At 44.2% G+C, this 18,130-nt stretch carries 17 protein-coding genes; 7 read left to right on the top strand and 10 right to left on the bottom strand.

Annotated elements, in window-relative coordinates; all coding sequences use genetic code 11:
* Position 1: 1 nt before the first annotated feature.
* Complete coding sequence (locus ACFQ21_RS16975) at positions 2-2,356, bottom strand: TonB-dependent receptor (protein WP_377580474.1); 2,355 nt, start codon at positions 2,354-2,356, stop codon at positions 2-4.
* 235 nt (positions 2,357-2,591) lie between these two features.
* On the opposite strand from ACFQ21_RS16975, the gene ACFQ21_RS16970 reads away from it, so the two are divergent.
* A complete protein-coding gene (locus ACFQ21_RS16970; protein WP_377580473.1) occupies positions 2,592-2,714 on the top strand; it encodes a hypothetical protein in 123 nt (40 codons plus the stop codon).
* Positions 2,715-2,752: 38 nt separating this feature from the next.
* Here ACFQ21_RS16970 and ACFQ21_RS16965 read toward each other — a convergent pair whose 3' ends face one another.
* Entirely contained in the window at positions 2,753-3,631 is an 879-nt protein-coding gene (locus ACFQ21_RS16965) for a bestrophin family protein (RefSeq protein WP_377580472.1), read from the bottom strand.
* A 130-nt stretch (positions 3,632-3,761) separates the two neighbouring features.
* Between ACFQ21_RS16965 and ACFQ21_RS16960 the strand changes: the two genes are divergently transcribed.
* The 6 genes from ACFQ21_RS16960 (at position 3,762) to ACFQ21_RS16935 (ending at position 8,907) form a co-directional block, all read left to right on the top strand.
* Positions 3,762-4,610, top strand: coding sequence for an SPFH domain-containing protein (locus tag ACFQ21_RS16960; protein WP_377580471.1), 849 nt, complete (start codon positions 3,762-3,764; stop codon positions 4,608-4,610).
* Between the two features lie 16 nt (positions 4,611-4,626).
* The gene (locus ACFQ21_RS16955; RefSeq protein ID WP_377580470.1) at positions 4,627-5,169 is read left to right on the top strand and encodes a hypothetical protein; all 543 of its coding nucleotides are present in this window, start codon (positions 4,627-4,629) and stop codon (positions 5,167-5,169) included.
* A 1-nt stretch (position 5,170) separates the two neighbouring features.
* The gene (locus tag ACFQ21_RS16950; protein WP_331978188.1) at positions 5,171-5,329 is read left to right on the top strand and encodes an Arc family DNA binding domain-containing protein; all 159 of its coding nucleotides are present in this window, start codon (positions 5,171-5,173) and stop codon (positions 5,327-5,329) included.
* A gap of 109 nt (positions 5,330-5,438) precedes the next feature.
* On the top strand, positions 5,439-6,221 hold the full coding sequence (locus ACFQ21_RS16945; RefSeq protein WP_377580469.1) for a hypothetical protein: 783 nt from the start codon (positions 5,439-5,441) through the stop codon (positions 6,219-6,221).
* A 141-nt stretch (positions 6,222-6,362) separates the two neighbouring features.
* Positions 6,363-7,088 carry a monofunctional biosynthetic peptidoglycan transglycosylase gene (mtgA, locus tag ACFQ21_RS16940; RefSeq protein WP_377580468.1) on the top strand — a complete coding sequence of 242 codons (726 nt, stop codon included), beginning with the start codon at positions 6,363-6,365 and terminating at the stop codon, positions 7,086-7,088.
* Between the two features lie 199 nt (positions 7,089-7,287).
* Positions 7,288-8,907, top strand: coding sequence for an ABC-F family ATP-binding cassette domain-containing protein (locus ACFQ21_RS16935; protein ID WP_377580467.1), 1,620 nt, complete (start codon positions 7,288-7,290; stop codon positions 8,905-8,907).
* Positions 8,908-8,928: 21 nt separating this feature from the next.
* Here ACFQ21_RS16935 and ACFQ21_RS16930 read toward each other — a convergent pair whose 3' ends face one another.
* From ACFQ21_RS16930 to ACFQ21_RS16895, 8 genes are all read right to left on the bottom strand, one after another.
* The gene (locus tag ACFQ21_RS16930) at positions 8,929-11,289 is read right to left on the bottom strand and encodes an ABC transporter permease (RefSeq protein ID WP_377580466.1); all 2,361 of its coding nucleotides are present in this window, start codon (positions 11,287-11,289) and stop codon (positions 8,929-8,931) included.
* Positions 11,290-11,436: 147 nt separating this feature from the next.
* Positions 11,437-15,078: an ATP-binding protein gene (locus ACFQ21_RS16925; protein ID WP_377580465.1), complete on the bottom strand. Its 3,642-nt coding sequence runs from the start codon at positions 15,076-15,078 to the stop codon at positions 11,437-11,439.
* Positions 15,079-15,157: 79 nt separating this feature from the next.
* Entirely contained in the window at positions 15,158-15,535 is a 378-nt protein-coding gene (locus ACFQ21_RS16920) for a DUF983 domain-containing protein (protein WP_377580464.1), read from the bottom strand.
* Entirely contained in the window at positions 15,495-15,755 is a 261-nt protein-coding gene (locus tag ACFQ21_RS16915; protein WP_377580463.1) for a hypothetical protein, read from the bottom strand. The genes ACFQ21_RS16920 and ACFQ21_RS16915 overlap by 41 nt, the downstream gene beginning before the upstream one ends.
* A gap of 52 nt (positions 15,756-15,807) precedes the next feature.
* A complete protein-coding gene (locus tag ACFQ21_RS16910; RefSeq protein ID WP_377580462.1) occupies positions 15,808-16,359 on the bottom strand; it encodes a DUF420 domain-containing protein in 552 nt (183 codons plus the stop codon).
* Positions 16,360-16,366: 7 nt separating this feature from the next.
* A complete protein-coding gene (locus ACFQ21_RS16905; protein WP_377580461.1) occupies positions 16,367-16,858 on the bottom strand; it encodes a hypothetical protein in 492 nt (163 codons plus the stop codon).
* 105 nt (positions 16,859-16,963) lie between these two features.
* Positions 16,964-17,299, bottom strand: coding sequence for a cytochrome C oxidase subunit IV family protein (locus ACFQ21_RS16900; RefSeq protein ID WP_377580460.1), 336 nt, complete (start codon positions 17,297-17,299; stop codon positions 16,964-16,966).
* A 33-nt stretch (positions 17,300-17,332) separates the two neighbouring features.
* Positions 17,333-18,079 carry a cytochrome c oxidase subunit 3 gene (locus tag ACFQ21_RS16895; protein WP_377580459.1) on the bottom strand — a complete coding sequence of 249 codons (747 nt, stop codon included), beginning with the start codon at positions 18,077-18,079 and terminating at the stop codon, positions 17,333-17,335.
* Positions 18,080-18,130: the final 51 nt, after the last annotated feature.

Below are 18,130 nucleotides of genomic sequence, written 5' to 3'. Positions count from 1 at the left end.
GTTAGAATTTAATGTTATAGGTAACAGACGGCATAAACGGGAAGAGATATACCATGCGGGCCTCTTTCTGTGTACCATCGCCAATTATATCGCCATCACTGTCTTTCTTGGTACGGGTATACACGGTGAATGCATTCTTGCGACTATATACATTGTATAGTGAGAAGATCCACTGGCCTTTCCATTTACGGGTTGCGTTCTTGCGCGGGTTCAGGGTAGCGGAAAGATCCAGGCGGTGGAAGGCTGGCAACCTGTATCCGTTACGCTCACTTACCTGGTCAGGATTATACTCTCCATATTCATATTTACCAGACGGCACGGTGGTAGGGCGACCCGTGCTATAGGTAAACGCTCCACCAAAGGTCCACTTGTCGTTCAGCTCAAATGCAGCATTCAGGTTTACTACATTTCTGCGATCGTAGTTCGCTACATATTCACGTCCCTGGTTTACACCTTCGATCTGGCGCAGTGCTTTCGACCAGGTATAGCTTGCCATACCCGTAAGACGTCCTTCTTTTTTCGTAACCATAAACTCGGCTCCGTATGCCCATGCATCACCTTGTCTGTATTCGGTAACCAGGTCTTTATTCAACTGGATCTCGGCATTATCAGCAAAGTCTGTTACATGCTGTATATCCTTATAGTATATTTCAGCAGACGCTTCGTACATATTATCTTTCAGGTTCTGGAAATATCCGAGCGCGATCTGGTCAGCGATCTGCGGTTTCAGATAATAACCACTCGGGCTCCATGTATTGAAAGGCAATGGTACCGTGCCGGCTGCTACGAGGTGTGTATTCTGCACCATGCGGTTGTACGACAATTTGATAGACTTGTCATCCGACAAAGAATAACGAAGTCCGAAGCGCGGCTCCAGGTTCACAAAGTTCTTAATGCTCTTCCACGAACCATACTCCAGTGAATCTACGCGAGTAGGGTCTGCATTGTCTTTCGGATCGTTGTAGATATATACTTTGCCCGGCCCCATGCTCTGGAAGATCGATACACGCAGCCCTACATCCATCGTGAGGGCATCGGTAATTCTGCGCTGGTTGCTCAGGTATATACCATGATCAAGCGCATACATTTTATCGAACACTGTTTTTTCAAACATGGATTCTTCCGAGTTAGGCTCTATGGTTGCCGGAGAGAATCGTCTGCCCGTAATGTGATACCCGAAGGTAAATTCGTTGTTAACGGTGTGGAAGTACGTAAGGTCGTTCTTCACACTAAGCTCCTGCAGGTTGGAAGACCACTTGAAGCCTTGTATCGGGTCTTTGATCTCGAACAAGTAATCAAAGCTGCTGAGGATTACCGTTGTATTCGAAAATAACTTCTCGTTGAACAAATGGTTCCAGCGGAATGTTCCGGTAGAGTTACCCCAGCCGAAACCAACTTCGCCATCGGAGAAAGACAATTTATCACGACCGGTATAGCCTGATACGAAGAAACGGTTCTTGTTATTCGCTCTCCAGTTTACTTTAGCATTCAGGTCGTAAAAGTTAATGCTGTTGTCAGTGTTCGCAGCTTTCAGATAAAGTCCGAGGTTCGAAGTTCTGCCCGAGAGGATAAATGAACTTTTATCTTTTACGATAGGCGCTTCAATCATCACACGGCTCGCCATAGAACCTATACCGGCTGTTACACCGAAGCGTTTGTTATTACCATCGATCGTGCGTACTTCAAGGATGGAAGACAAACGGCCGCCGAAGCGTGAAGGTATACCACCTTTATATAGTTCAGATTCTTTAATAACATCGGCATTGAAAACCGATACCATACCCCCCAGGTGAGAAGCATCATATATAGGGGCTTCATCGATGAGTATAAGGTTCTGGTCGCCACCACCTCCGCGTACGAAGAATGAGGAAGTTCCTTCACCGGCAGAAATAACACCAGGCAATGCCTGTACATTTTTAATGATGTCTACTTCACCAAACAGGGTCGGTAACTTTTTTACCTGGTTAATGTTCAGTGTATTTTTACTCATCTGTACCGCGATCACATTTTCATCGAGTGGTCGCTCGGAGATCTCTACTTCATTCATGATCTGCGCTTCGCCACCCAACTCTATATTTCTGGATACATCGGCATCGAGTGTAACGGTAACGTTCTGCGATGAATAGCCTACAAAAGTATATTGTACTTCATATGTACCTTTCGGAACCGTGATGGAATAAAAGCCATACGCATTGGTAGCAGTGCCCGCTTTTAACTGCGGAATGTAAACGGTTACTCCGATAAGTTCTTCTCCGTTATCAGCATCCTTTATGTAACCATTCAGGGTTACTTTCTCCTGCGATCGCGCCATGGTGCTTACCAGGGCTAAAGTCACAACAACTAAAAATCGAATCATCTGTGCTTGGGGTTTCGTATATGTAATTTGGGTTCAAGACAATCACATGGTTATTACCCCCTATTGCCGGATAAAAAAAATATAAAAACATGCTAAACATGTGTGAACAACGTGGGGCAAGCTTTCTATGACGAGAAAAGAAAATATTTGTTGCCTTATCGTGAAGAAATTATTGTTAATACCTTTACAGCGTTTTTAAAAGGCTCCGGTAATTTCAATCTAAATCAATAATAGCATGTTCAGAAAGCTCAGAGATCTATATAAGGAGTATAAACCGTATGTACGCGTAGACCTTATTATGTATGCTTCGCTGATCCTGATGATCATTCTATACTTCATCATCAGTACGGTACTTTAAATAGCTGCGAGTTTTGAGCTATGACGTGCGGGGTATTTTTAAAGAAGGATTTCGCGCACGTTGTCTTTTATTTTACCGGCCAGTTCATCGGTGGGTAAATCATTTATATCGCGGCCAAACGGATCTTCAATCTCTTCTGCGATCAACTCCACACTCAACAATACATACGACACCAACAACACCGTGGGTATGGTGAAGTATTCGAACGTGGTTACAAAACCAAACGGCAGGGTAAAGATGTATATGAATATAAATTTCTTGATGAACATGGAGTACGAATATGGAATAGGCGTATTCTTGATACGCTCGCATGCTCCGATCAGGTCTGTAAAATCTTTCAGTTCCTTGTCCAGGTTAATCAGCTGATCGCCCGTAAACCTATTCTCTTTGTAGAGTTGATTTACTTTGGTGTATAGCAATGCCGATATACGATTGGGCTTATGTTTCACCGCTTTGAGTTCTTCGAGCAACGTACCATCCACGTCTTCCAGTTCCGTAAGCTGTACACCGGTGCGCAGATGTTCTTTCATAGCAAACACAAAGTTTGGAATCATCTTCGCGAACCAATCGCGGTCTTCATGATTCTCTTTGCTTATATAGGCATTTAACTTAAGCGCAAAATTTCGCGTACTGTTAACAACACCTCCCCATGATCTTCTTCCCTCCCACCAGCGATCGTACGCAGAGTTAGTACGGAACACCAGGAACAAACCGAGTACTATACCCAATAAAGAGTGTACCGTAGTGGTTACCGGAAATTCACTGGGCTTTAACTTGAGATGACTTACAATAACATAGCACACACCGGTAGTAAACACCATCATAAAAATAATTACCGGCAACATGGTCCGTAACACGTGGCGACTATACGAGTGAAGAATAAGCGCCATCCAGGTCTTCGGATTATATTTTATCATAAAATGTGTAACGATTTCAGGCCGCTAATTAAGTCCAAGAAATATTCTTATGCAAAGCCAACCTACAAGAGCGGTTTGCGTTAATAAATTCAATTCAATATCTTTATAATATCATTTTAATATCAAACTTATGAGTAAGGAAAAAGAGTTCACACCGTTATCGGGCTATATGATGCTGGGTATCGTAATCTTCCTGGTATTCCTGAGCATTGTACTAATGGCAGGACACAGCCCGTTCTATATCTTAACTCTCGGAGCAGTTTTCGTATTGACGCCCGGCTTTTTCTTTCTGAACCCGAACAGCTCCATGGTAATGGTTTTGTTTGGCGATTACCAAGGCACCATCAAGAATAACGGCTTCCACTGGGCCAACCCGCTGCTCACCAAAAAAGCCGTGTCGCTGCGTGCGCGTAACTTCGATAGCGACAAGATCAAGGTAAATGATAAGGTGGGAAACCCGATCCAGATTAGCGTTATCCTGGTGTGGCAGGTGCGCGATACATTCAAAGCTTTATTTGAAGTAGACAACTATGAATCGTTTGTAAAACTGCAGAGCGACTCTGCCGTGCGCCGACTTGCAGGACAATATGCCTACGATAATTTTGATAACGAACATGAGCTGACACTCCGTTCCGGTCACGATGAAATAAACCAGGCGCTGGAAGAGAACCTACGGAATCGTTTAGATATAGCGGGTATACATGTTATCGAAGCGCGTATAGGTTCGCTGGCGTATGCACCTGAAATTGCCGGAGCCATGTTGCGCAGACAGCAGGCTTCTGCTGTAGTATCGGCCCGCTTCAAAATTGTAGAAGGTGCTGTGAGCATGGTGCAGATGGCACTCGACCAACTTTCGAAACAACAAATTGTAGCGTTGGATGAAGAACGGAAAGCTGCCATGGTAAGCAACCTGATGGTAGTGCTTTGCTCGGATAAAGATGTAAACCCGGTGGTAAATACCGGCACACTGAATCATTGATGATATATAGCTTCGTATGAGCCGCCGATACTTTGAAGAGACGCAACTGTTCAGGCAGAACCTGTGGGTGTGGTATATGTTCGCAGCGTTCTCGTTGCTGCTGATTGTACCGCTCCTGTATGGTATGTATACGCAGTTGATTTTAGGGCAACCGTGGGGTGATAAACCGATGTCGGACAACGGACTGGCTATACTGTTTCTGTTATCGCTCGGAGGCTGGATGGTAGTAGCGTGGATACTCTACTCCATCCGCCTCGAAGTATATATTGATGATGAAGGCGTTCACTATTTTTACTTCCCCAACAGCCCATCGTGGAAAGTGATCACGAAAGACCAGATCGTTTCGTATGAAGTGCGGCAGCGGAGAAATCTTTTCGACATGGGTGGCATTGGCTATCATCGAAACAGATTTAAGAAATTACGGAGCATGACTATTCGCGGATCAAAACATATCCGGCTTATATTGCCAGGCAATCACAAAGTGCTTATCGGCACACAAAACCCAGAAGAATTTGACCGGGCCCTGAGGCGCCTGTTGTCCAATCATTTAACAGAATAGCATGGCGCAGAAAAAACCTTTTGTTCTGAGGCTCGATCCGGAAGTTTTAAAAGCTGTAGAAAAGTGGGCGGCAGACGAATTTCGCAGTACCAACGGCCAACTTGAATGGATCATCAGCAAAGCCCTGAAAGACGCAAACCGATTGAAATCAAAAAGTTAAACTTCATGTGATAAATCCTCTTATATTTCGATTTCGTAGATTTTTAAAATCAAAGAACAATAACCCCACCACACACCAAGTTTGTATCTAACAGCTTTTAACATCCCTTATGAAAACTTTTGGTATTATACACATCATTCTTTTTCTCGTTCTGATGCTGGTCTATCAGTGTATGTCTGCGCAAGACTTCGCGGTAACTACAAAGGGCGACACCATTACCGGATCCATTAAGCCACTCACGTTTGGCCCTGATAAAAAAGTGCAGGTAACGAGTGCTGATAAAAAGAAAACTGTTATTCCTATTTTCCAGGTTAAGTCTTATTCACTGAAAGGTGAAACGTATCAGCCTGTAAAAGGTCCTAACGGATATACTTTCATGAAGCTGTTGAAAGCCGGGTACGTATCATTATTCGCTTTTCAACTGGAGAACCAGACTTCGTATGATGGCCGTTATTTGCTGAAGCGCGATGGCACTGGCACCGAAGTACCGAACCTGAGCTTCAAGAAAATTACGGCACGTTTCTTCTCAGACTGTCCTATCGTAGAAACGAAGATCGATGACGGCACGTATGGCAAGAAAGATATTGAAACGATCATTGACGAATACAATGCCTGCATCAACGGCAGAACGGCAGAACATACACAAGCTATAGCAACACGTACCGAGCAGGTAAAGAAAATTACCTCATGGGATACGCTCGAAGAAAAAGTAAAAGCGCTTTCTGATTTCGATGGCAAGACCAATGCGTTGGAAATGATCGGTGAGATCAAAAACAAAATTTCAAAATCAGAGAAGGTGCCTAACTTCTTAATTAACGGTTTGAAAGGCACCATCACGCAACCTGAACTTCAGGGCGACCTGGAGGCTGCACTCAAAGAACTGAATCAATAGTATATTTACTTTTACCCGGAGTTTTCTCTCCCATTTTTTTAAAACTCCGGGTAAATTTACTGGTCATTAATTTTTTATAAGCACTCCGTGCTTCGGTATATATTTCCTGCTTTACTTTCGCACAGCATTTTTTAAGTTACCATGGATTATAAGAAGGCCGGGACTTTCCTGAAGAAAGCATTTGTTATATTTTTCTTTGCGCAGCTCTTTTACATTGTCCTGTTAAAATGGGTTGATCCGCCTATTACCATCACACAACTGGTAAGCTGGGTAAGTGGCTACGGCTTGAAGCGCGACTATATATCCTGGAAAGAAATGACACCCAATGCTCCGCTCGCGGTAATGTCTTCCGAAGATCAACTGTTCCCGGTGCACAATGGTTTTGATTGGAAGAGTATAGAAAAAGCTATCGAGTTTAACGACCGTAAAAAAGCTTCTGCTATCCGTGGTGGTTCTACCATTAGTCAGCAGGTTGCCAAGAATGTTTTTCTGTGGCAAGGTCGCAGCTGGACACGCAAAGGTTTTGAAGCCTACTTTACGTTTATGATCGAAAAGATTTGGGGTAAGAAGCGCATCCTCGAAGTATATATGAATGTTTCGGAGATGGGCCGTGGTGTTTTTGGCATTGAAGCCGCATCACACTATTACTTTAAAAAATCCGCGCGTAAACTTACCCAACGCGAAGCTGCGCTTATTGCTGCGTGTTTGCCCAGCCCGAAGAAGTATATGGTCAATCCGCCGTCAGCCTATATGAACAGACGTGCCACCTGGATCGTGTCTCAAATGAATTACCTGCGGAACGATGACGATATCGATGCCCTGCTGAAAGGTATTTCAACAAAAAAAGATAACGGCTATAAACATTAATTCCGGTTAAGCTTTCAGTATAGAACAACGGTTCGTAATCGGATGAAATCCGGAATATAAACGATGTGGAAAATTTTTAACAACCATTAATTTAAGAAGCGACACACCTCCGTCTCAAAATTAATGAGCACTCCCGTCATCAGCGTAAGTCTACGTCAGTCTTTTCGTTATCTTTGCGGCTTGATTCTTTCAGAACAACATGATTGCAGCAAATAACATCTCTCTTCAGTTTGGTAAACGCGTACTTTTTGACGAAGTGAATATCAAATTCACTCCGGGTAACTGTTATGGTGTGATCGGTGCGAACGGTGCCGGTAAATCTACATTCCTGAAAATACTCGCAGGAGATATTGATCCAACCCGCGGAAATATCAGCATTGAACCAGGCAAACGTATGGCCGTGCTTCGCCAGAATCACCACGCCTACGATGAGATTCCGGTGTTGGACACGGTGATGATGGGACACTCCAAGCTGTGGAGCATCATGCAGGAGAAAGATGCGATCTATGCGAAGCCTGATTTTTCAGAAGAAGATGGTGTACGTGCCTCTGAACTGGAAGCAGAGTTTGCCGAGATGGACGGATGGAATGCCCAATCAGATGCTGCTGCACTGTTGAGCGGTCTGGGTATAACCGAAGATGATCACTACAAGCTGTTGAAAGAATTGAGCGGTAACCAGAAAGTACGCGTGTTGTTAGCACAGGCGCTTTTCGGTAACCCGGATATACTCATCCTCGATGAGCCTACCAACGATCTTGACATCCATACCATCACCTGGCTCGAAGACTTCCTGCTGGAATTTAAAAATATAGTGATCGTTGTGTCTCACGACCGTCACTTCCTCGATACGGTTTGTACGCACATCGTAGATATAGATTTCAGCGCGATCAAATTATATACCGGTAACTATTCGTTCTGGTATCAATCCAGTCAGCTGGCTTTGCAACAGCGTTCATCAGCTAACAAGAAAGCTGAAGACAAGAAGAAAGAGTTGCAGGAATTCATTGCGCGCTTTAGTGCGAACGCGTCCAAATCAAGACAAGCTACAAGCCGCAGAAAATTACTCGAGAAGATTAACGTAGACGATATTCAACCCTCTACGAGAAGATACCCGGCTATTATATACCAGCAGAAGCGAACTGCAGGCGACCAGATTCTGCAGATCGAAAACCTGAGCTATTCACTCAACGGTACACCGTTATTCAAGAATCTTGATCTTTATGTAAACAAGGGTGACAAGATTGCTGTGTTGAGTAATGAAAGTCTTGCGATCACTTCGCTGTTCCAAATACTCGCGGGTGAAGTAAAGCCTGATTCCGGTGAATTCAAATTCGGTCAGACTATAACTACCGCATACTTACCGAACAACAACGAAAAATATTTTCAGTCGAACGATAACCTGATCGACTGGCTACGTCAGTTTGCTGAGGAAGAGAACAAGGATGAAGTATATATCCGCGGCTTCCTGGGTAAAATGTTATTCTCGGGTGAAGAAGTATTCAAGAAGTGTAATGTACTTTCCGGAGGAGAAAAAATGCGCTGCATGATTTCGCGCATGATGCTGGCCGGTGCCAACGTACTGATACTGGATGAACCAACCAACCACCTGGATCTTGAATCGATTACTGCATTTAACAACGCATTGAAAGATTTCCCTGGTACGATTCTGTTCACGTCACATGACCACGAGTTTACACAGACTGTAGCAAACCGTATTGTTGAAATTACACCGAATGGCTTTATCGATAAACTGATGAGTTACGATGAGTATATCGAGAGCGATAAGGTAGCACAACAAAAAGAGGCACTATACGCCTAAGCGTATAGTGCCTCCCTCCTTCTACTCATACCGTAGACTCTTTACCGGGTTGTTCGCTGCAACTTTCAGCGAGTGATAGGAAATGGTAAGCATCGATATAGCCAGGCATATCAACGCGGCAATCACCAGTGTTATATAGCCAACCTCTACGTGATAGGCATAGCCTTCCAGCCACTGGCTCATAATATACCATCCCAACGGACAGCCTATACACGATGCGATCAATACCAGTAACGCAAATTCTTTACCAACCAATTGAACAAGTCCGGGCACCGTTGCACCCAATGCCTTACGTATACCCAGCTCTTTGGTTCTGCGTTCAGCCGAGAAAGCAGAAAGACCGAATAATCCTAAACACGATATAAAGATGGAAAGTATAGCAAGTGTGTTGAACACTTTACCGCGTTGTCCTTCGGCTTTATAGAATTCCTCCCAATCCTGGTTGAGGAAAGTATATTTGAACGGATAAGCCGGAGCATATTCCTTCCAGAGCTTTTCTACCGAGCTGATAGCAGCTTCTGTCTGGCCGGGTTTCGCGCGCACCAGCAAACAGTTTCGCCAGCCGCCATTTACCCGCATCACCAGGGGCTCTATGGGACTGTGCAGCGAACCAAAGTTAAAGTCTTTCACCACACCTATAATTTTACCTTTCTTCTCCCACATAGTAAGGTCCTGCCCGGCTGTTCCGTTCTTGAAACCAAATTTAGCAGCAGCCTTTTCGTTTACGATATAATTACTCGTATCTGTAATCAGGTTACGATCGAACGGGCGGCCTTCTATCATGGTCATCTTCATCGTCTGAATGAAGTCATAGTCTACATCCATGTTCGAGAAGAGAATGCGTTCGTCCTCGTCTTTACCTTCCCACTGCAAACCGTAGGTTGAGTTTCCTACATCGATCGGTAACTGACTGGATGCCGTAATTGCTTCTATACCGGGCATGGCCGCGAGGCGACTTCGGAATGTCTCATACTTTTGAGGTATCTCTCCTTCCGCCCATACGGAAAATAAATTTTCACGCTCGAAACCTATATCGCGGTTCTGCATAAAGTCCATTTGTCTGAATACAACCGCGGTGCTGATGATAAGAATAATCGAAAGTGAAAACTGTACTACCACCAATGCCTTGCGAAATACAGCCGCTTTGCTCCCACTCTTGAGTTGTCCTTTTAATACCTGTGCCGGTTTAAATTCGGAGATGAACAGTGCCGGATAACTTCCGGCAACAAATGCTGTTGCTATGATGATACCGCAGAAGATGAGTAACGTTTTAACATCAAGCATATTCAGGCTAAGCGCCTTTCCGGTAATTTCATTGAACATCGGTATCAGGATCAACGCCAGCAAGAATGCTATTCCTGCGGATAGGCATACCGTTAAAAACGACTCGCCCATAAACTGGCGGAACAGCTGATGCGGCACAGCACCAATCACTTTACGCAAACCAACTTCCTTGGCACGTTTGGTGGCTTGCGCTGTAGAAAGGTTCATGAAGTTGATGCACGCAATGATGAGCACGAAGATGGCCACAATGAAAAATATCTTTACATACTCGATGCGCCCGCCATCCTGCACACCATTTTCATATTGATTATAGAGATACGATTCATTGAACGGCTGAACGAACAACTCTACATTTGTTTCCTTCACATGTTCTTTGATCTCATACTTGAACTTCTTCGCAAAGTCTTCTTCATTGGTACCTTCAGCCAGCAGTAAAAATGTGCGAACGTTATTATTGTCCCATTCGTCAAGCCAGCTTTTGTTCTCATCCATAAACACATGGAAGGGCAACAGGTATTCAAACTGTATCGATGAGTTTTTGGGTATATCTTTTACCACACCGGTAACGGTATAGGCTGTTTTTGTATTCAGCGTTAGTATTTTTCCCAACGGATCTTCTTCACCAAAGTATTTTTTCGCAAGTTTCTCGCTGATCACGATCGAGTTTTTTTCTTTCAGTGCCGTATTTACATCGCCGGCCACAAACGGGAATGAGAACATCTCGATAAAATCCTGGTCTACATAAAATCCCTGCTCGAAGAAAGACTTGTCCTCATATTGAAACAGGTAACTCATTTGCCACGTCCATCGCGTTGCCTTCTCTATCTCGGGATATTTATCTTTAATAAAAGGTGCCATTGGGCCGGGCGTAGACATGAAGGTATATATCTTGCCATCGCTATATTTCTGATTCTCCATAACGCGATACAGCCGGTCGCCATTCGCATGGAATTTATCAACACCCAGTTCATCATTAACCCATAAGAATATGAGCAGGGCACTACCAATTCCAAAAGCAAGTCCCAGTATATTTACCGTGGAGAAAAGCTTGTTCCGAAAAATATTACGGATCGCAATGAGCAGATAGTTTCTAACCATGGGGAGTTTGTGTTAATAAGTAAAAGACAAGCCCCCGGCTGCAGGGGTTGCATTGAAATTACCGCCTTCCTGTTAAAAAGTTACAAACTCACCAACATTAAAATTTAAGCAGAAGGCTGAATGTTATGGATAGAGTAGAATAGATGGTTAACCTCTTAAGGGCATTTCGATAAAGAAAGTAGTTCCCTTCCCTATCTCTGTCTCAAACCAGATGCGTCCCTTCATCTGCTCAATGGCCTGGCGCGCAATGGCGAGTCCTAAACCTGATCCGGATTTTTTGGTTGTGAAGTGCGGCACAAAGATTCGCTCGGCTACTTCCGCCTCTATACCTTTACCGTTATCCTGAAACGCTATCGAGGCTATATTATCCTTTCGCTGCACCGTAACATGTACCACCGATGCTTCTCCCGGACGTGCCGCCTGAAACGCATTGAGTATAATATTGGAGAACGTACGACCAAGCAATTGCTCATCTCCGGAAACATGGAGTTCCTTTACACTGTTGCGGAATATAATTTCTCCCGAGTGGCTGTGAAGATCAACCGTGCGCCTTAGCAGACTTACCAACTCAACAGACTGGATTACCGGTTCAGGCATTTTAGCAAAGGCACTGAATGATGATGCTATATCATTGAGTGTATCTACCTGCGTGAGTAATGTTGATACTGCTTTGGATGCCTTCTCGGTGATGTTGTTACCCGACTGTATATTTCGCTCCAGTTGCTGAAGGGTGAGCTTCATAGGCGTAAGCGGGTTCTTGATCTCGTGAGCGACCTGCTGCGCCATTTCACGCCACGTTCGTTCGCGCTGCGTCTGCTCTAGCTCTGCTTTACTTTCTCCGAGATTATAGAGCATCTGGTTATACTCTTTCACCATCAACCCGATTTCGTCATCGGCCTTCCACACCAGCGGCTGATTGGTTTTAGTAAGTGACGTACGCTTGAGTGATTGTGTAATGAACTCCAGCGGAAACGTAAGCCACTTGGAAACGAAATACGCGAGTACGACAAGGGCTATAAAGATGAGCGCAAATATATTCAGGATGTTGGTAAAAATGTTGATCTGCACGCGCTCCAGTGATGCTCCCGAACGGAAAAACGGAATGGCCAATACACCAATTACATCACCACTTACCGGTGACTTCAATACAGTATATGCCACAAAGTATTGCAACTTACCGACCTGCTCTGTATCAATAAACAAGTGCTGACCGGCACGTATCTTATGCAAGGCGTTTGAGTTGATATAGTCGGACAGTATTTCGTTTGCCTCGATCATCGGCTGGCTGGTCGCGATCAATACACCTTTTGGACTATATATATTTATATCGAGGTTATCGAGCTTGGCCATGCTGTTAACCTGTCCTTCAAAGAAACTGTTTACATAGTCGGCCCCCGCTCTGGCTACATCGCTTAACCGGCCGGAGATCTGTTCGCCTATGGTGCGTGCTTTGCGCAGGTACTCGTCATTCAACTGGTTCTGCGATGAGCGACTAATGAGTTGCAGGGTAACAAAACTCACAATGATGAGCGGCAGGAAAAACGAGAGGTTCAGTAATAGCTGAATGCGTGCTGTGAAATATAGTTTATCGCCCCGTATATAGTTTACTAATCCCTGCCCAACAATGAGCACGAGTATAATGGCAAGACCAGTTACAATAAAAAATGAAAAGTTGGACAATCGATAGGTAACAGAAGTACTTGGTGATGACACTACGGCTATGCGACCGTTCTCATCTTCCACCGCTATATGGTCGTAGCCGTTATACTTTTTTCCGACTGTATGAATGGCAGGATCGCCAAACAGTGACGTATCAAATAACTGATCGTAGTTAAAATCTCCGGAACCATACAATACTTTTTCATTCGCAAATACTGCATAGCTTATATTCTGCTCACGGAAGAACTGCTTGAAGCGATTATCCACCAACAGCTCCGGGTATACATTTTCGGGGATGATTTTTTTCAGCGAAAGCTGTAATACTACATGCGCTGTAGTCGTGCCCGACTTGCGTATCGGAATTCGCACGAGGTATTGTTGCGTTACTTCTTCCTCCGGACTGTTAATGAAGTATACATTTTCATATTGCGTTCTATAGGCTTCCTGATCATAACGCGCCACAAGTTCCGAGAAACTGGTGGACGTGAGATCATCGATGGGCTGGCCGGCCGCATTGAAAAGAAATATATCGACATCGTACTTATTGAAATAAGCCGGAAGAAATACTTGTCGTATCTTCTGCCGAATGGCGTCAAAGCTCAGGAACAAACTGCTGATCCGTTTCTGAATGAACACATCGCGCGCTACATTTGAAGCCGTTTCTGATAGCAGGTATTCGCCAAAATCGTCACGATCAATCAAAAAGTTGCTGGCAAACCGGAACTGACTTTCAATCTTCTTTTTGTGCGTAAAGTATTGAACGGTATAGGCTCCGTTGGCTGCCATGAAGAACAACGTTACAAACAGGTACGCGAAGGTGGCAAAGCTCAATCGCTGCAGACTTTTATACAGTTTCAGTATATATACCACGGCACTATAGAGCACTATCATTACCAAAGATGAAATATACTGTTGTCCTGTAGATTCATTGATCAGTATATAGATGCCGGTAGCCACAACAAATTCCACGATAATCTTCACGTAGTTTTTATTCAGTATAAGCAGCCGTATAAAGGCATGTGAAAACAGGAAAGAACATATGCCGGCTATAACAATCGCTGCGAGTGCCACCATGCGTAATACATTAACTTCCAGCGACTCCGCTATATCCAATACAATAATCGAATTATTCGCCAATGTTTGAATAACAACAAACGGGAACAATGCAGCAAAGAATATACATACTGCCAGTACGATGGATGCCGGCCACGACCATACCCGGTGATGCATAAGCCACAGCAATCCTTTAAAGCGCCTATAGTGTCTGAATATATAGAAGCAGAGCAAGAGTACGGCTATCTCGTTAAGCACGAGATCGGCCAGCGAAGCATTTAATGAAGACGAAGCAAATATCTGCGGATTGAAAAGATCAGAAGAAATAAATCCTGCCGGAAAGTTCAGCTCGATCATAACCGTGCGCAGGCCGAGTAAGAAAAGATAGAGAAGTATAAAACCAATCTCCGGGTATTTTATAGAGCGTATCTGTTTATATACCCATATCGTTATCAGTACAAGTCCAATACCAATCAATAACACCGCAGCGGTTGCACGTTCGGGAAACAACAACTGCTCATTGAGTATACTTACTTTGAACGGACAATTTTCTTTGATGCAAACGGGCATACCCACCGTTGCATTGGCTTCAAGTATAAATATACTGCGGGCCGGAAAGATGCGTGTGTTCCACTCGGTGCTGAGGTAATCGTTAGTGATCGGGTATCGCTTATATAGCGGAATGATGCCTACCAGGAATTTATGACCACTGATAGCCCACTTGCGGGCGAGGTAATCGCTGTTGCCGGCCTTGAGCAGCTTGAGTATAAATGGATCGGATACAGAAGCAAAGGTTGGTACAAATTTGTTGTCGGTCCAGTAGAGCAGTTCACCGCGTTCGTAGAGAAAAAAAGAAAACTGGTGATGATCGCGTGTATATTCAATCGTGCTGTTGGCTCCTGCTTCCAGGATTGCAACTGCCTGTTGCTCGAGTGCTTCTACTTCCTTCGTAACGGCTTCTGATAATTTAGCGGCATACAACGGAGGGGATGGGCGCTGATAGGCATAGTAGGCAGCAATGAGTCCTGCTGCCAGAAAAAGTATACCTGCTACAATGAGTCTTGCTTTCCGTTTCAAGATTGTGTTACGCCAGAGATCCGTTTAAAGTTAATGAACCTTATCCGTTAATCGTTAGCAGCAGCCGGAAATCTGCCAGCTACTTTTCACCCTGGTACTTGAGTCCTCCGAAAAGATATAGATATAGTATCCGGGACGAACGATAATTAACGGGTATAAGAATTACCATCAGCGCAATGAACGTGCCTATATAGAACCATTCGGAGCGATCCGGAAAGAAAAGATAGTATATAATGCTCATCGTCACCAGCATCGCTACGGTAAAACCGTAACTGACATACATAGCGCCCTGATAAAAACCGGGTTCAGGCTCCAGGCGAACGTCACAGTGCTGGCAACGCTCGTTAATGATGGTAAACCTGGAGAGGTTCCTTGCCGGATACTTAAATACGTAGCCTTTACGGCACCGTGGACACCTACCTTGCAGCAGCGCCTCCAGATAGCTCTTTGCGGGCATTTTTACTTGATTTATACCAAAAATATCCTAGCAGCATGACGGCCAGGTACGGCATCACCAGCAGGTACAGAATGCCTGTATTAATGCCTGCTGCTATACCCGGATTTCCATTCGAATAATTATTCTCCAGGGTAGAGCGACACATGGCGCACTGCGCCAGTACATCATTCAGACTCACGAAGAGTACAAGTATTGCCGTTGTTATAACGCGTGTTACCATACTGTATATTCTTTTAAAAATCCGTTCCCGTTTATTCCCTCTTCTTCGATTCCTATTGGTAGTACGGACTGATCATCAGGTATACGATCACGCCCGTTACCGCTACATACAGCCACAACGGAAATGCAAATTTAGCCAATGCCCTGTGACGTTCAAAGTTACCAAACCATGCCTTTGAAAAGGTAAACAACACCAGCGGTATGATGGCGATAGATAAGAGTATATGCGTGATGAGGATGAAGAAGTATACATAACGTATAGCACCTTCACCACCGTATGGTGTAGAGTCGCTCGTCATGTGATATAGCACATACATGACCAGAAACACCGCAGAACACAGCATGCATATCTTCATCAGTGTCTCATGCAGTTTCAGCCTTTTGTTCTTTACAGCAATTACAGCAGCCACCAGCAACACGGCAGTTATACCATTAATGGTTGCATATATAGGCGGAAGGAAAGACAGATCATATCCGGGTATCTTTACTCCGAACAGAATTGCCACTACTACCGGAATCAAAATCGACACCGCTATAATCAGTTTTTTGTACGGCTCTCGTTGTGGCTTCGCATTGCCCTGGCCGGCATTTAGTATTTGTTCCATAGTTCAGTTAGTATTTTTTAAGGATGATCGCTATTTCGGTCAGCAACCGGTCTACTTCTTCGCGATCATTAGCTACGTACTGGCCCCGAATCGTTCCTCTTCTATCAACCAGAACGAGGTCAAAAGGTTCCTTCAGAAAGAATATACACAGCTTCAGCGAAGTATACTCCGCATGAGTCGGTGCGATGATCCTCTTGTGAATGGCATCACCGTCAAACTCTTCGTCAACACGTGCTAATTGCGTCAAAGCTTCTTTATCTGGCCTGCCAAATACCAGTAGCGTGAGACTGTCTTTTTCAAGTGTGAATGTTTTTGTAATACTGTCCGGAACGTGATACGGTATTGATACGGGTGCACAGCCCGATGGCACTTCGGGGGCTTCTGTGTTATAGAGCGGCTCTACAGCAAATTCATTTTTACCAAAGAACTTCAGAAACAAAAAGATCAGCACCGGCAGCAGAAATGCCAGAAAAAGAAAAATCAACTTGTTGCCTTTCATAATTTATAGATTGCGCTTCCCTTCAAATCATCGGCTTCCGCGATGAAATAAAAGAGGCTTAAGTTCGCACCTAAGCCTCCTGTATATATCTATACGATTACAATCTTATCTGACATTACTGATCGCCATACCTTCATACAGGAATGCTACCAGCATCCACACGATGAAGATCATCGGAATAAGAATAGACCAGATCAAAACTTTTACTTCATAGCGCAAGTGCATAAACTCGCCTACGATATAAGCAGCTTTTACAATGGTCATGGTGATGAATATCCAGACACGAAGATCTTTATATTCATGCGGAACCGTAAATGCCACGATAAACTCCAGGATTGTAATGATCAGGAGGATCAATGCTGTCATCCACAGTTTCTTGATCTTCGCGCGATCCGGAGGCAATACATTTACGTGTACAGTTTCTTGATGAGCGTGTGCCATGTTTATTCTATTAACAGTTAGCGTTTTCTTAATTTATACAAGGTAGAAGAAGGTAAATACGAATACCCAAACGAGGTCTACAAAGTGCCAGTATAAACCTACTTTCTCTACCATTTCATAATGGCCCCTTCTTTCATAAACACCCGTTACCGTGTTATAGTATATCAGGAAATTCAGACACACGCCACTGAATACGTGGAAGCCGTGGAAACCTGTAATGAAAAAGAAGAATGCTGCAAAATCAGGAGGACCATATTGGTTGTGAACCAGGTTTGCTCCAAAGAATTTAGTGCCTTCTACAACCGCTCTTCCGGTTTCACTTCCGTGGATAAAGTGACCCCACTCCCAAGCCTGGCAGCTCAAGAAAGCTATACCACCGAGGATTGTCCACAACATCCATTTCTCAACAGCTTTGCGATCCATACGATGACCCGCCTCAACTGCCAACACCATGGTAACAGAACTCATAATGAGGATGAAGGTCATGATACCTACGAAAACCAGCGGAGCTTCTACACCGTGTAAAAAAGGAACAGCTTCGAATACTCTTTCCGGAATTGGCCAGTAGCCTGCAGAAAATTTAAATGCATGCACAGTACCTGTATATACCGGGTGTGCTGAACGCACCAATCCGTATGTAATAAGAAGTGCAGAGAAAGTGAAAGCATCTGACAGCAGGAAGAACCACATCATCAATTTACCATAACTGGCACCCATTGGTGATACTCCGCCATCCCAAGCGCTCCGTCCCGGAGCTGTTGCTACTGAGGTACTTGCCATTTTAATTTATCGTTATTAGTTCAAGTTTTTCTACTTTGTGAAGATCAGATC

The sequence above is a fragment of the Ohtaekwangia kribbensis genome (genome assembly GCF_042676245.1).
GTDB lineage: Bacteria > Bacteroidota > Bacteroidia > Cytophagales > Cyclobacteriaceae > Ohtaekwangia > Ohtaekwangia kribbensis.
This window is presented reverse-complemented; position numbering and strand designations above follow the sequence as displayed.